This window comes from Rhizobium sp. 01T417, from assembly GCF_056398905.1.
The window spans coordinates 1-14,315 of the sequence record NZ_JBFTQH010000056.1; the positions used below are offsets into that span (position 1 = coordinate 1).

The 14,315-nt window shown below is 60.7% G+C and carries 12 protein-coding genes, 1 tRNA gene and 1 pseudogene; 9 read left to right on the plus strand and 5 right to left on the minus strand.

Annotation, left to right across the window (positions count from 1 at the left end):
- Positions 1–1,171 (plus strand): annotated as a pseudogene (locus AC1DPR_RS29190) (helix-turn-helix domain-containing protein); the annotation flags it as partial.
- Positions 1,172–1,215: 44 nt separating this feature from the next.
- Here AC1DPR_RS29190 and AC1DPR_RS29195 read toward each other — a convergent pair.
- The 3 genes from AC1DPR_RS29195 to AC1DPR_RS29205 form a co-directional block, all read right to left on the minus strand.
- A tRNA-Ser gene (locus AC1DPR_RS29195) sits at positions 1,216–1,306 on the minus strand.
- Positions 1,307–1,386: 80 nt separating this feature from the next.
- Positions 1,387–2,604: an NAD(P)/FAD-dependent oxidoreductase gene (locus AC1DPR_RS29200; RefSeq protein WP_477817749.1), complete on the minus strand. Its 1,218-nt coding sequence runs from the start codon at positions 2,602–2,604 to the stop codon at positions 1,387–1,389.
- An 84-nt stretch (positions 2,605–2,688) separates the two neighbouring features.
- Positions 2,689–3,804 (minus strand): Gfo/Idh/MocA family protein, encoded by a 1,116-nt coding sequence (locus AC1DPR_RS29205; RefSeq protein ID WP_113471055.1) that lies wholly within the window; start codon positions 3,802–3,804, stop codon positions 2,689–2,691.
- 205 nt (positions 3,805–4,009) lie between these two features.
- Here AC1DPR_RS29205 and AC1DPR_RS29210 point away from each other — a divergent pair, with 205 nt between their 5' ends.
- From AC1DPR_RS29210 to iolB, 5 genes are all read left to right on the plus strand, one after another.
- Entirely contained in the window at positions 4,010–4,873 is an 864-nt protein-coding gene (locus tag AC1DPR_RS29210) for a MurR/RpiR family transcriptional regulator (RefSeq protein ID WP_113161292.1), read from the plus strand.
- A 105-nt stretch (positions 4,874–4,978) separates the two neighbouring features.
- A complete protein-coding gene (locus AC1DPR_RS29215) occupies positions 4,979–6,913 on the plus strand; it encodes a bifunctional 5-dehydro-2-deoxygluconokinase/5-dehydro-2-deoxyphosphogluconate aldolase (RefSeq protein ID WP_113471054.1) in 1,935 nt (644 codons plus the stop codon).
- Between the two features lie 23 nt (positions 6,914–6,936).
- Positions 6,937–8,787 (plus strand): 3D-(3,5/4)-trihydroxycyclohexane-1,2-dione acylhydrolase (decyclizing), encoded by a 1,851-nt coding sequence (gene iolD, locus AC1DPR_RS29220; RefSeq protein WP_477817750.1) that lies wholly within the window; start codon positions 6,937–6,939, stop codon positions 8,785–8,787.
- A 65-nt stretch (positions 8,788–8,852) separates the two neighbouring features.
- Complete coding sequence (iolE, locus tag AC1DPR_RS29225; protein ID WP_113471052.1) at positions 8,853–9,770, plus strand: myo-inosose-2 dehydratase; 918 nt, start codon at positions 8,853–8,855, stop codon at positions 9,768–9,770.
- Positions 9,771–9,815: 45 nt separating this feature from the next.
- Positions 9,816–10,613, plus strand: coding sequence for a 5-deoxy-glucuronate isomerase (iolB, locus tag AC1DPR_RS29230; RefSeq protein WP_112666441.1), 798 nt, complete (start codon positions 9,816–9,818; stop codon positions 10,611–10,613).
- Between the two features lie 80 nt (positions 10,614–10,693).
- Here iolB and AC1DPR_RS29235 read toward each other — a convergent pair whose 3' ends face one another.
- Positions 10,694–11,134: a glyoxalase superfamily protein gene (locus AC1DPR_RS29235; protein WP_025659877.1), complete on the minus strand. Its 441-nt coding sequence runs from the start codon at positions 11,132–11,134 to the stop codon at positions 10,694–10,696.
- A 338-nt stretch (positions 11,135–11,472) separates the two neighbouring features.
- Here AC1DPR_RS29235 and AC1DPR_RS29240 point away from each other — a divergent pair, with 338 nt between their 5' ends.
- Positions 11,473–11,799: a hypothetical protein gene (locus AC1DPR_RS29240; RefSeq protein WP_062374651.1), complete on the plus strand. Its 327-nt coding sequence runs from the start codon at positions 11,473–11,475 to the stop codon at positions 11,797–11,799.
- A gap of 81 nt (positions 11,800–11,880) precedes the next feature.
- On the opposite strand, the gene AC1DPR_RS29245 is transcribed toward AC1DPR_RS29240, so the two are convergent.
- Positions 11,881–12,327: a host attachment family protein gene (locus AC1DPR_RS29245; protein WP_112642824.1), complete on the minus strand. Its 447-nt coding sequence runs from the start codon at positions 12,325–12,327 to the stop codon at positions 11,881–11,883.
- A gap of 276 nt (positions 12,328–12,603) precedes the next feature.
- Between AC1DPR_RS29245 and AC1DPR_RS29250 the strand changes: the two genes are divergently transcribed.
- Both AC1DPR_RS29250 and AC1DPR_RS29255 read left to right on the plus strand, forming a co-directional pair.
- Entirely contained in the window at positions 12,604–12,999 is a 396-nt protein-coding gene (locus tag AC1DPR_RS29250) for a PilZ domain-containing protein (RefSeq protein WP_477817751.1), read from the plus strand.
- Positions 13,000–13,093: 94 nt separating this feature from the next.
- Entirely contained in the window at positions 13,094–14,206 is a 1,113-nt protein-coding gene (locus AC1DPR_RS29255; RefSeq protein WP_113471051.1) for a pyridoxal phosphate-dependent aminotransferase, read from the plus strand.
- Positions 14,207–14,315: the final 109 nt, after the last annotated feature.

Below are 14,315 nucleotides of genomic sequence, written 5' to 3' on the forward strand. Positions count from 1 at the left end.
GAGACTTCGGTCATGGATGAGCGTCTTCGATTTGTCGCCCGTTTGCTGGAGGGCGAAGGTATGAGCGAGGTGTGTCGGTCGTTCGGGATCTCGCGCAAGACCGGCTACAAGATCTTCAATCGCTGCAAGGAGGACGGGCTGGAGGCCCTGACGGACCGGTCCCGGCGGCCGGTGCGCTATGCCAACCAGTTGCCCGAACCGGTCGAGGCGATGATCGTTCGTTGCAAACAGGAGAAGCCGCACTGGGGGGCGCGCAAGATCCGCGAGCTTCTGGTGCGCCGTCTGGCCGGCGACGTGCGCATCCCGGCGAGAAGCACGGTGCATGCGGTGCTCGACCGGTACGGCCTTGTGAGCCAGGCCCGTAAGAGGAACCGGGCGAACAAGGCCATGGGCACGGCGCTGTCGGCGGCCCCAACGATCTGTGGTGCGCCGACTTCAAGRGCGAGTTCAAGCTGGGCGACGGCCGATATTGTTACCCCCTGACGATCACCGACCAGGCATCGCGCTATCTCCTGTGCTGCGAGGCCTTCGAGACGACCCGTGAACGCGGCGTCTTCGATGCCTTCGCGCGGGTGTTTGCCGAACGCGGATTGCCGCTTGCCATCCGCTCCGACAACGGCCTGCCCTTCGCCAGCCCGAACGGGCTCTACAATCTCTCGAAGCTGTCGGTCTGGTGGCTGAGGCTCGGCATCGTCTTCGAGCGCATCCGCCCCGGCCATCCGCAGGAGAACGGCCGCCATGAGCGCATGCATCTGACGCTGAAGAAGGAAGCCACCCGCCCGCCGGGACGCAATATCCTGCAGCAGCAGATGCGCTTCGACGCATTCATCAGCGAATTCAACACGGAAAGACCGCACGAGGCCCTGTCGATGAAGGTGCCGGCCGAAGTCTACCAGACCTCGGCGCGCGCCTATGAAGGGCTGCCCGAGATCAGCTACCCCTTCCACGACCGCGATGCCATCGTCACCAATTGCGGCCGTCTGTGCATCCATCGCAAGAAGATCAACATCTCACCGTCATGGCCGGCCAGAAGCTCGGCCTCAAGGAAGTCGACGACGGCATTTGGCTCGTCAGCTTCCTGCGCTATGATCTCGGATATATCGACCTCGAACAGAGGACATTGCAAACAATCGACAACCCGTTCGGCACGAGGTTGTCACCGATGTCTTAGGTACCGATTGTGACCTATGTGTCCGGGTCGGACAATGATCATGGTGGCGGAGAGGAAGGGATTCGAACCCTCGATACGCTTTTGACGTATACTCCCTTAGCAGGGGAGCGCCTTCGACCACTCGGCCACCTCTCCGGTGGGAGCCTGATAGAGTCATTCGACAGGTGACGCAAGCGCTTTTTCGGCTTTTTCACCTGATGCCGAGGCCGCCGGCCTCAGCTCAGCAGTTGCTTGAGATCGGTAGATGCGTCCGCAATGATCGCCCTATCGGGATTGATCCCGGATTCCAGCATCTTCTTGCCGCTGACGTAGGCCCTGGCGTCATTGATGGCATCCACGGCGATGAACGCCCCATTCTTGAAATACCAGATCGAGTGGGCGCCGTCGCGCGAGCCTGGACGCACGACTGTATCGTCATAGCCCATGTTGAAGCCGGCGATCTGCAGCTTCACGTCATACTGATCCGACCAGAACCAAGGCTTGGGATCGTATGCTTCGTTGCCGCCGGCGATGATGGCGGCGACGGCTTCTGCCTGGTCGACGGCGTTCTGCACCGATTCGAGACGGATGCGTCCGCCTTGCCACGGCAGGGCCGCACAGTCACCCGCGGCAAAAATCGACGGATCGGACGTGCGGGCGAATTCATCCACGATGATTCCGTTGGCGACCTCGAGACCCGCCTCCTTGGCGAGTTGATCGTTCGGGACGACGCCGATGCCGACAATGACGAAATCGACCTCGATCGTGGACCCGTCGGAGAGTTCGGCAGCGACAACCCTGCCTTCATGGCTGACAAGATGCTTGAGCCCGGTCTTCTCCCGGATGACAACGTCATGTGTCTCATGAATCACCCGCATGATGTCGGCCGTCTCCCTGGCAGCGACGCGCTGCAGGATTCGGTCAGCCATCTCGATCACGGTAACCTCGAGACCGCGGTGACGGGCGACAGCAGCTGCCTCAAGTCCGATATAGCCACCACCAATAATGAGGACCCGGCGACCGGGCCGCATTTCATCGGCAAGCAGATCAGCGTCACGTTTGTCACGCGCCACATAAACGCCCTCGAGATCCCCGCCGATCGACGCAGGCAGTGCGCGCGGCGTGGAGCCGGTCGTCAACGCCAGCGTGCCGTAGTCGAGCGCTGAACCGTCCTGTAGCAGGACCTGCTTCTTGTCACGCACGATCTGCTCCGCCCACGTGGAAAGCCTGATCTCGACATTGTTGTCGGGGTACCAGTGTTCCGGCCGGAACAGCAGTCGATCGAAGGTCATCTCGCCAAGCAGGTACTTCTTCGTGAGTGGCGGCCGCTGGTAGGGCAGCGCGTCTTCCGCACCGATGATGGTGATTGGGCGCATATCCTTGAGCGCACGCAGTTTCGCGGCCAATGCAAAGCCCGCCTGCCCCGCGCCGATGATCACCAGTCTGTCCGTCACGTTTTCACTCCCAGCATGCAGCCGCGCGTTCCAGAAAAGGGGTATCCCCTGCCTCCAGCGCCGTCAACCGGAAGCGGACAGACCTCAATCGATCTCGATCCAGCGGCGCTCGTGGAATGACTGTGCCATGGCGTGAACGGACTTCTCTATCCTAAGACCGTCTTCGAATGTCACGATCGACGACGGCTCACCGGAAATTGCGCGGATCAGTTCGCGGCATTCGATGATTTTCAGATCGTTGAAGCCGAGCCCGTGGCCAGGCGCCGGGATGAAGCGATCGTAGGGCAGATGCGCCGGGCCGGCGAGTATCTTGCGGAAGCCCTGCTCCGAGCCGCGCCCTTCTGCCTGATAGAGTTCTAATTCGTTCATGCGCTCTTGATCGTAAGTAATGGCGCCATTCGAGCCGAAGATCTGCAGCGCGATTCGCCCTTTCCGCCCCCAAGCGGCGCGGTTTGCCATCAGCACCGCAGAGATCCCACCGCCAAGTCGCATCAGGACATTGGCCGCATCGTGATTCTCGACTTCGCGGCGACCGCCTTCCTTCAACGGCCGGCTGGCGTAGGGCTTTACCATGTCGGTGATGACAGCCTCAACGTGACCGAACAGATACCAGAGCAGCGACAGCGGGTGCACGGCGAAATCATCAAGCGCGCCGTAGCCGGCGGAAAGCTCGCTCTTCCAATAGAAGAAGACATCGGGATCGGCCATGAAGTCCTCGTCCATCTCGACGCGGATGTGATTGACCGCACCGATCGCCCCCTCCTCGATCAGTGCCTTGATATGCCGCATGACGGGGTTCTGGATATAATTGTAGCCGAGAACGGCGATCTTGCCCGAGGCCTTTGCCGTCTTCAGCATGCGTTCGGCATCGGCATAAGCCGGTGCCATCGGCTTTTCGCACCAGACGTGCTTCCCCGCTTCGAGCGCGGCAATCGCCATCTCGGCGTGGAACTGGTTCGGCGTGGTGACGGAAACGACATCAACTTCGGGATCGGCGATCAGCCTGCGCCAATCGGCGGTTGCCTTTTCGAAGCCGAACTCGGAGGCGCGCTTCTCGGCAAGCTCGGCATTGGCTTCGGCCAGATGGACCAGGCGCGGGCGTTCGACGTCGCCGAATACGGTCTTGACCGCATTCCATGCGAGTGCGTGGCACTTGCCCATATAGCCAGTGCCGATCAGGCCGATTCCCAGTGCTTTCATTGTATCTCCTCCAGATGTCGGGCGGATTTTTGGAATATTTAGATCATTTTGACAAGCGGCCTTTCTCGCGCACTTTTGCCGCCCGGCTCCAAAAAACTGTTCAAAACACTTGGATTTCAATAGAATAAAAACAATTGGGCTCCCGAATGAAAATCATCTATGCTCATAAATATGGAATGTTTATTTCGTTCAATGGACAGCGTGCATGGACAGTGACAGCAAAACACCCGCCAGGGTTCCTCGCGACTTCGAGAGCTTGCGCAGCATCATCATCGAACGGAAAGCAAACATGCCGAAGCGGCTTGCGCAGGTCGCAGCTTTCGCACTCGGCAACCCGGACGAAATCGCCTTCGGCACGACGGCAAGCATCGCTGCGGCATCCGACGTGCAACCGTCGACCCTGGTGCGTCTGGCCCATCATCTTGGCTACGAGGGCTTTTCGGACCTGCAGAGCATCTTTCGCGAACGCCTGCGTGACCGAACGCTGACATATGAAGAGCGACTGGTGACGCTGGAGCAGGCAAGCGGCGAGGACGAGGACGCCAACCTGCTTTCGGGTTTCATTTCGGCTGCGAGCCAATCGGTCAACCGGCTGGCGGCTACCGTCCAGACGGATACGTTTACCAAGGCAGTCGATATCCTCGCGGCTGCCGAGACGATTTACCTGATCGCCAAGCGACGCTCTTATCCGCTGACGGCGCATATGACCTACGCCTTCTCGAAGCTGAACATTCGGCACCAGATCGTCGCATCGCCAAATGGCGTCGATCCGGAAATGGTGCAGTTCGCGACGGGGAAGGATGCAGCAATCGCAGCGAGCTTCTCTCCCTATGCCGCCGACAGCCTCAGCCAGGCGGAAGCGTTGGCGGATCGTGGCGTGCCTGTCGTTGCCATCACCGATTCGGCCTTTTCGCCCCTCGCCGCCTGCGCCACCTGCTGGTTCGAGGTGGCGGAGGCAGACTTTGCCGGCTTCCGCTCGCTTTCCGCTTCGATGGCCCTGACAATGGCAATTCCGGTGGCGATCGCCGAGCGGCGGCGCAAGCGAGCCCACGCAAAATCGACTAAATGAAAAATGGAACAAATATTCCGAATTGACAACAATACGGAACCGATGTTTCATTGCTCGCAATCAGCAGGCGTCAAGCCGTAGCCGAAAATCTAGCGGGAGGACATCATGGCACAACCGAACCCGGGCTCGCAGCCAGAACCGTCGCTTGACGTGATCACGATCGGGCGTTCCTCGGTCGACCTCTATGGGCAACAGATCGGCTCGCGCCTTGAGGATATCGGTTCTTTTGCCAAGTCTGTCGGCGGTTGCCCTGCGAACATCGCCATCGGGACAGCCCGTCTCGGGCTCAAGTCGGGCCTGATCACCCGCGTCGGCGACGAGCAGATGGGCCGGTTCATCATTGAGCAATCTGCGCGCGAAGGGGTCGAGACGAAAGGCATCAAGACCGACAAGGAGCGCCTGACGGCGCTGGTGCTCCTCGCCGTCGAAGCCGAAGGCGTATCGCCGATGATCTTCTATCGCGCGGACTGTGCCGACATGGCGCTCGATGAAGGTGATATCGACGAAAGCTTCATCAAGTCGTCGCGCGCCGTGCTGGTGTCGGGCACGCATTTTTCCCGGCCGAACACGGAAGCCGCACAGCGCAAGGCCATCCGCATCGCCAAGGCCAATGGCCGAAAGGTAATCTTCGACATTGATTATCGGCCGAATCTCTGGGGCCTCGCAGGCCATGCCGAGGGCTTTGAGCGCTATGTGAAGTCGGACCGTGTCTCCTCCAAGATGAAGGAAACGCTTCCAGACTGCGACCTGATTGTCGGAACGGAAGAGGAAATCCTGATTGCGTCAGGCGCCGACGACGTCCTTGGCGCACTCAAGGAAATTCGCCGCCTGTCGCCGGCAACGATCGTCCTCAAGCGCGGTGCGATGGGTTGCATCGTCTATGACGGTCCGATCAGCGACAATCTGGAAGACGGCATCGTCGGCGAAGGCTTCCCCATCGAGGTGTTCAACGTGCTCGGCGCCGGCGACGCCTTCATGTCAGGCCTGCTGCGCGGCTGGCTGAAGAACGAGCCGCTGAAGACCTGCGCCACCTGGGCCAACGCCTGCGGCGCCTTCGCCGTCTCCCGCCTGCTCTGCTCGCCGGAATATCCGACCTGGGCGGAGCTCGACTACTTTCTGAAGCACGGCAGCAAGCATCGCGCGCTGCGCAAGGACGAAGCGATCAATCACATTCACTGGGCCTCGACGCGCAAGGGCGACATTCCGCTTCTCATGGCGCTTGCCATCGACCACCGGTCGCAGCTCACCAGCGTGTGCGACGAACTCGGCGTAGATTACAAGAAGATCGTCGCCTTCAAGCGCCTTGCGGTAGAAGCCGCCGCCCGTGTCGCGGATGGCCGCAACGGTTACGGCATGCTGATCGACGAGCGCTTCGGACGCGACGCCTTCTTCGATGCGGCAACCAAGAACTTCGCATGGATCGGTCGCCCGGTGGAATTGCCGGGTTCCAAACCGCTTCGCTTCGAGTTCAGCCAGGACATCGGCTCGCAGCTTGCGGAATGGCCTCTCGATCATTGCATCAAGTGCCTGTGCTTCTACCATCCGGACGATCCGGCAGCCCTGAAGACCGAGCAGCAGGAAAAGCTGCGGACGCTCTTTGAAGCCGCCCGCAAGGTTGGCCGCGAATTGCTCGTCGAAATCATCGCAAGCAAGAACGGACCGCTGACCGATGATGCGATCTCGACGGCGCTGGAAGAACTCTATGCGCTCGGCATCAAACCGGATTGGTGGAAGCTCGAGCCTCAAGCTTCGACGGCCGCCTGGAAGAAAATCGATGCCGTGATCGCCAAGAACGACCCCTGGTGCCGCGGCATCGTGTTGCTCGGCCTTGAAGCGCCGGCCAACGAGCTGGTGAAAGGCTTCGAGGCGACGCTGGCAGCTCCTTCCGTGAAGGGATTCGCCGTCGGCCGCACGATTTTTGCCGAGGCAGCCCGCGGCTGGCTTTCCGGCAAGTTGAATGATGAAGAAGCGATCGCAGATATGGCCGGACGCTTCCGCCAATTGACCGAGGCCTGGTTGAAAACCCGCGGCCTACATTAATTAGAGCATTTGGGAGGTGCCCCATGGGCAAGACTGTACGATTGACGATGGCGCAGGCCGTTGCGCATTTTCTCAAGAAGCAGATGACAGTAGTCGACGGGAAGAAGGTGCCGATCTTCGGCGGCGTCTGGGCGATCTTCGGGCACGGCAACGTCGCCGGCATCGGCGAGGCCCTATACCAAGTGCGTGGCGAATTGCCGACCTATCGCGCCCATAACGAACAGGGCATGGCCCATGCGGCGATTGCCTATGCCAAGGCGAATTTCCGCCAACGCTTCATGGCCTGCACGACCTCGATCGGCCCCGGTGCACTCAACATGGTGACGGCCGCCGGTGTCGCCCACGTCAACCGCATTCCGGTTCTCTTCCTGCCGGGCGACGTCTTTGCCAACCGTGCACCGGATCCGGTGCTGCAGCAGATCGAGGATTTTGGCGACGGCACCGTTTCAGCCAACGACGCTTTCCGCCCAGTCTCCCGCTATTTCGATCGCATCACGCGCCCCGAGCAGATCATCTCGGCGCTGAAGCGTGCCATGCAGGTGCTGACTGATCCGCTCGATTGCGGCCCAGTTACGCTGTCGCTGTGCCAGGACGTGCAGGCGGAAGCCTTCGATTATCCCGAAAGCTTCTTCCAGGAGCGCGTCTGGACCATGCGCCGTCCGCGCCCGGATGCCGATGAGTTGGCGAACGCTATCGCTCTCATCAAGAAATCCGAAAAGCCGGTCATCATCGCGGGCGGTGGCGTGCTTTACTCCCAAGCAACCAAGGAACTGACGGCATTTGCGGAGGAACACCGGATCCCCGTCGTGGTCACGCAGGCCGGAAAGTCGGCGATCGACGAGCGGCACCCGCTGGCGCTTGGCTCGGTCGGTGTCACAGGGACATCGGCGGCCAATGCGATTGCAACGGAAACAGATCTGATCATCGCTGTCGGCACTCGCTGCCAGGATTTCACGACCGGCTCCTGGGCACTGTTTCAGAACGAGAAGCTGAAAATTCTCGGCGTGAACATTGCCGCCTACGATGCCGCAAAGCACGACGGCCAGACATTGGTGGCCGATGCGCGCGAAGGTCTGAAGGCGGTCTCGAGCGGGCTTACCGGCTGGAAAGCACCGACCGTGCTGGCGGAAAAGGCCGAACGGGAAAAGAAGGTCTGGGTGGAGGCGGCCGCCAAGGCGATGGCGAGCACCAATGCCGCCCTGCCCTCCGACGCCCAGGTGATCGGCGCCGTTACGCGCACGATCGACCTCGAAAAGGCAATCGGCCTTTGCGCCGCCGGCGGTCTGCCGGGCGAGATGCATAAGCTCTGGCCGGCGACGGCACCCGGCAGCTACCACATGGAATACGGCTTCTCCTGCATGGGCTACGAGATCGCCGGCGGCCTTGGCGCCAAGATGGCGCAGCCCGAGAAGGAAGTCTTCGTCCTCGTCGGCGACGGCTCCTACATGATGCTGAATTCCGAGCTCGCGACGTCGGTCATGCTCGGCCTGAAGCTCAACATCGTCGTGCTCGACAACCGTGGCTACGGCTGCATCAACCGGCTGCAGATGGCGACCGGTGGCGCGAACTTCAACAACCTGCTGAGGGACGCGCACTACGAGGTGATGCCCGAGATCGACTTCCGGGCGCATGCTGAGAGTATGGGCGCCGTCGCGGTGAAAGTCGCATCGATCGCCGAGCTCGAGAAGGCGATCGCGGACGCAAAAAAGAACGACCGTACGTCGGTTTTCGTCATCGACACCGATCCGCTGATGACGACGGAAGCTGGGGGCTATTGGTGGGACGTTGCTGTCCCTGAAGTCAGCCCGCGTGAACAGGTCAACAAGGCGCATGCGGCTTACGTCAAGGCGCGCGCCGATCAGCGTATCGCCTAACCGGCTGTTTTAATTTTCGGAAGAGCGGTCCCGCTCTTCCAGAAATGCCTTTGAGGAGACTATTGATGAAGGCCAAACTTGGCATGTCGCCGATCGCCTGGTGGAACGACGATCTTCCTGAGCTCAGCGACGACGTATCCCTGGAAGAATGCCTGCGCCAGTCGCGCAGCGCCGGCTTCACCGGCATGGAACAGGGCCGCCGCTTTCCGAACAATCCGGCCGAGATGCTGCCGATCCTGCGCGCCGCCGACGTGACGCTCTGCGGCGGCTGGTTCTCCGGCACGCTTGTCGACGAGGACCTTTCCGCCAACAAGGAGCGCATTGCGCCGATGATCGAGCTGTTCAAAGCCGTCAACGCGCCTTGCATCGTCTATGGCGAGGTTGGCCGTTCAATTCAGGGGGACCGCTCCAAGCCGCTTGCCACCAAGCCGCGCCTCTCCGACGACGAGATGAAGGCTTATGCCCGCAAGGTCACGCAGTTTGGCGAATGGTGCGCCGAGCAGGGCATGCCGCTTTCCTATCACCACCACATGGCGGCCGTCGTCGAGACCGAGCCGGAGCTCGATGCCTTCATGCGCAATTCGGGCGAAGGCATTCCCCTTCTGCTCGACGCCGGGCACCTGGCTTTCGCCGGCGGCGACGTCTTGCGCGCCATCGATAACCACCACGCCCGCATCAACCACGTCCACGTCAAGGACATCCGCAAAGCCGTTGTCGACGGGCTCGACCGCAGCAAGCAGTCATTCCTCGATGCGGTAGCGCTCGGCGCCTTCACGGTACCCGGCGATGGCTCGCTTGATTTCGGCGCCATTGTCAAGCGGTTCGCCGGTTACGGGTATGACGGATGGTTCGTCGTCGAGGCAGAACAGGATCCGCGCAAGGCGCCGCCGCAGAAGATGGCGGAGATCGGTCACGCCGAACTGATGCGGGTGATGACGGCCGCTGGCTACACGGTGGAAACCGAAGGATTTCCGAAGGGATAACACGCCCGTTGAAGCGCCTTGATGTGGAATGAAGGACAAACGTTCATGCCGAACCTTCTCGTAAAGCCCAAGGGTGACAGCGGTCGCGTCACCCACGTCACGCCCGACACCGCCGGCTGGACTTATGTCGGCTTCGACATGCATCGGCTGAAGCCGGGTGAGACCGTCTCCGGCGCCGCAAGCGACCGTGAAGTCTGCCTCGTCTGGGTGGCCGGCAAAGGCAAGGCGACCGCCGCTGGAGAGGATTTCGGTTCGGTCGGCGGGCGCATGAGCCCATTCGAGGGTGCGCCGCACTCGCTCTATGTTCCGGCTGGCACAAGCTGGTCGGTGACGGCGGAAACCGATCTCGAACTTGCCGTCTGCTCGGCGCCTGGCGGCGGCGATTACAAGGCGAAGCTCATCCCGCCCGGCGTGCACCCGCAATTCCAGCGCGGCAAGGGCTCGAATGTTCGCCTCGTGACCAACATCATGCCCGAGGACGACAACTCCGCTCATTCGCTGCTGGTTGTCGAGGTCATCACGCCGAACGGCAATACATCCTCCTACCCTTCTCACAAGCATGATCAGGACAATCTGCCGAACGAGAGCCTGCTGGAGGAGACCTATTACCACCGCATGAACCCGCCGCAGGGCTTCGCCTTCCAACGCGTCTATACCGATGATCGGTCGCTCGATGAGGCGATGGCGGTGGAGAATGGCGACGTGACACTGGTGCCGAAGGGTTACCACCCGTGCGCCACCGTCCACGGCTATGATCTCTACTATCTTAACGTCATGGCCGGCCCGAAGCGGGTATGGAAGTTCCACAACCAGCCAGAGCACGAATGGCTGCTGAAGGCGTAGGCGAAATCACGGCGCGGCAGCGTGTTGCTGGTCCAATCCTCCATCAACTGCCGCCAACACTGCGCACACTAAGTGGCCACTTAAATCTCGAGCACGAGATGTGGGACGCCGTTCGAGGTCTTGCGCGGAGATACGCCATTGCTGTCGACCTGCGCGTTGATGCGCTGCCGGAAGGCGGAGAAGCTCTCGAAGGTCACGACATCCACCGGTTCGTCGAAGTGGATGGTGATCTTGTGGAGCCCGCCGCCCGGTTGAGCGGCAAGCGCCAGGACCTTGCCGGTGAACGGCTGGTTCAAATAGCGGCCGCGCACCAGGGAGCCTACGGAGATGGCGGCGATCGGTTCCTCGTTCGGCCGGGTGGCGAGTGCGGAGAGCGTGTTCCAATCACGCACGCCATGCTGCTGGGCAATGAGTTCCAGCGCGGCACTATGAGAGATCGCGGTGCCGCGCGCTTCCATGGCCTGGCGGAGGCGCTTGGCTTGCGATTTCAATTCTTCGATTGTCGGATATGCGGTGGTCACGGATTCAGCCTTTCGGAAGGCATGCCATTTCGACCTGTACAAGGGTGCTCGCATTGCCTGCAGTCAGCATGCACCAATTGGCTGCGACTGATCCTATCGAGTACTTCACCATGGACTTGTCGTCCGCGAGCGGCAGGCGCCTCGAGCCAAGTTCGATATGCTTGAACGGCGGCGAACTGTCAAGCGATGCCAAGCAGGCCCGTCCCTGTCTAATAACGAGCCATTTTGATCTCCAGACAGGCATAAGCTTCGGATTGTAGGGCGTCATTCAGAAGTTGTCAGCAATCTTGCGCTAATCTCGAAGCGTACAACAAGCGGAGGCTACCATGGCCTTTCAGATGCACCTCGACACAGAGCAGCCCGAGCAGGCTTACCGGGAGTTTTCGCTCGACCGCCCCGGAAAGATCATCTTCGTTGGGCATCACCTCAGCACGGGAACGCAGGTCCGCTGCCTGATCCGCACGATCACGCTTGCCGGCGCGGTGCTGGAGGTCAATCCGAGCCTCGAGGTCCCGAACCACTTCTTCCTCGAAATCCTCGGCATCCACGACGAGATCGGCTCGACGGTGGTCAAGCGCGAGGGCGACCTCGTGACGATCAGCTTCAACATGCTGATCAACCCGGAATTCCTGCATCACGTCTTAAGGCTGAATTTCGAATCTTAGCCTCGATGTATTGCTCTTGCATCTTGTCTGCGAAACCGCCGCTTCCCTGGTGGCGGTGCGCCGCGGCCGTAGGAGGTTGCGTCAAGAAGCTAGGTGCCGCTCTATTTGGTCGACCGGCAGATTAATGTAATCCTTCGGCACCTCAGCCGAAACTGCAGCCTGAACATCGGCCGATAGGTTGGCTCGCAGCGTACCGAGCGCCTTTGGCGGCGCAACCAAAATGATGCGACGCGCGTTTTTTTCACGCACCAGCACCTCCATCTTTGCGGCTACCAGCTTCAGGAACTTTGCCTCGGCCTGCTCGTGCCAGTCCGTCTGCTCAACGGCACTGGCACTCTGCCCATCGGCCGCGTGCGTTCGACCCGGTTTGTCTGCGCCTATTTCGCGGTCCGGTTCGTTTGGCTGACTCAGGGTTTCTTCAACCTTGAGGTTCATCAATTCCGCATCGCCTGCGTTCCGCAGCATCAATGCCTTGGCACCATCGCAAACGACGACCCACGACTTCGACGGAACTCTGACATCAACCATTGTGATTTCCTCGCTCTGCAATTTTGAAGCGCTGTGCGCCGCCGACAATTAGGCAAACGTGCAAATCGACAAAGAGTTAGATGACATTTCGCGACAACTACGGTCCGGCGATCCATTCGCTACTCGACGCGAGAAGATGTTCGCCCCAGCTGGCCGAGCGGGCGGAAATGGCCGCATCGCTAAAATTGTATTTTCCTCGTTCACAATTGTGCAAGGCATTCGTGTGAGGCTTCAATTGAAGAGGACCGGGATTACCTTGGTTCAGGGAAACGCGGAATGTCGATGCTTCGTGCCACACACCTTGCAACCGTGAAATCCGCGGTTTACGAGACGCGCTGGGAAAAATTCAACGTAAGGCGCCCCGCCCGGATCGTTGCGGTTCGGCCCTGTCTTACCGGCATCTCCGTCCGGAGTGCGGAGATCGTCGATATCTCGCAGGGTGGCGCTACGTTTGTCGTGTCATCCACCGCGGGCCTGCCAAAGCACTACTACCTTAACATTCTCGGCCTTGCCTATCGGATCGGTTGTGCGGAAACCTATCGCAACAACGAACRTATCGGCGTCCGCTTCATCAATACGATCGAGCCCGACGTGCTGCGCCGCGTATTGCGCGCCGACTTCATGATTGGCAACATGGAAGCGATCGAAGCCCGCGGAATTGTGCGGATGTAAATCGTGAATACCGGGGAATAATGTTTCTTGCCTTGGCGGCAGCGGGGCCTATTGTCGGTACGAATTTTCACAGCATCCAGGAAATTGCCCCAGCATGTCCGCCTTCTCGCGCTTCACGCCGCTTGCTAACGCCCTTCCCTCCACCGTTCCGTTCGTCGGCCCAGAAGCAATCGAGCGTCAGCGCGGCCTTCAGGTCAAGGCGCGTATCGGCGCCAACGAGAATGGCTTTGGCCCTGCCCCATCCGTACTCGCAGCCATGCGCGTCCAGGCTGGCGAGATATGGAAGTACAACGATCCTGAAAACTACGAGCTCAGGGAAGCACTTGCCAACCATCTGGGCGTCGGAATCGACTCCATCGCGATAGGGGGCGGCATCGACGAACTGCTCGGCCAGATCGTACGGCTCGTCATTGAGCCGGGCGCACCCGTCGTGACATCGCTCGGCGGCTATCCAACGTTCAATTTCCACGTTGCCGGCTTCGGCGGGCGGCTCGTGACCGTGCCCTATGCCAGCGATCGCGAAGATCTCGACGGCCTCCTCGCAGCCGTCAAACGCGAGAACGCGCCGCTGGTCTATTTCGCCAATCCGGACAATCCGATGGGAAGCTGGTGGGATGCCGACAGTGCCGTCGCCTTTGCCCGTGCGCTACCGGAAACCACGATGCTCATTCTCGACGAGGCCTACAGCGAAACCGGCCCGGTGGGATCGCTGCCCCCCATCAGCGCGCTGATCGACTTGCCGAATGTTGTGCGCACGCGCACCTTCTCGAAAGCCTATGGCCTGGCGGGCGCCAGGGTCGGCTATGTCATCTCGACATCAGGTACGGCGCGCGCATTCGACAAGATCCGCAATCATTTCGGCATGAATCGACTGGCCACGATCGCTGCACTGGCGGCACTCAAGGACCAAGCCTATCTCGCCGAGGTCGTGGCCAGCATCCACGGCGCGCGCGACCGGATCGCCGCCATCGCCAAGGCCAACAACCTCGTTCCGCTCGCCTCCGCCACAAATTTCGTTGCGATCGACGCCGGACGTGACGGCACCTATGCCCGTGCCATTGTCGATGGCCTGATGCAGCACGGCGTCTTCATTCGCATGCCCGGCGTTGCCCCGCTCAACCGCTGCATCCGCGTCAGCGTTGGACCGGAAGCTGACATGGCGCTTCTCGAGGAAGCCCTGCCGCAGGTACTCAAGACATTAGGTTAAACGCAAGGAACCGCGCCAGCCTTGTTCCTGCCGGTCGCGGTTGATGTCCTGGCATTGGCGCGTCCGAGCACCGCGCCAGCCCCCTTTTGAGGTTGTTATCGATCTTGCC

Coding starts and splice junctions, on each gene's coding strand:
- AC1DPR_RS29205 (WP_113471055.1), bottom strand. CDS start 3,804: ATGAAAGCACTGGGAATCGGCCTGATCGGCACTGGCTATATGGGCAAG.
- AC1DPR_RS29210 (WP_113161292.1), top strand. CDS start 4,010: ATGGACAGTGACAGCAAAACACCCGCCAGGGTTCCTCGCGACTTCGAG.
- AC1DPR_RS29215 (WP_113471054.1), top strand. CDS start 4,979: ATGGCACAACCGAACCCGGGCTCGCAGCCAGAACCGTCGCTTGACGTG.
- iolD (WP_477817750.1), top strand. CDS start 6,937: ATGGGCAAGACTGTACGATTGACGATGGCGCAGGCCGTTGCGCATTTT.
- iolE (WP_113471052.1), top strand. CDS start 8,853: ATGAAGGCCAAACTTGGCATGTCGCCGATCGCCTGGTGGAACGACGAT.
- iolB (WP_112666441.1), top strand. CDS start 9,816: ATGCCGAACCTTCTCGTAAAGCCCAAGGGTGACAGCGGTCGCGTCACC.
- AC1DPR_RS29240 (WP_062374651.1), top strand. CDS start 11,473: ATGCACCTCGACACAGAGCAGCCCGAGCAGGCTTACCGGGAGTTTTCG.
- AC1DPR_RS29245 (WP_112642824.1), bottom strand. CDS start 12,327: ATGGTTGATGTCAGAGTTCCGTCGAAGTCGTGGGTCGTCGTTTGCGAT.
- AC1DPR_RS29255 (WP_113471051.1), top strand. CDS start 13,094: ATGTCCGCCTTCTCGCGCTTCACGCCGCTTGCTAACGCCCTTCCCTCC.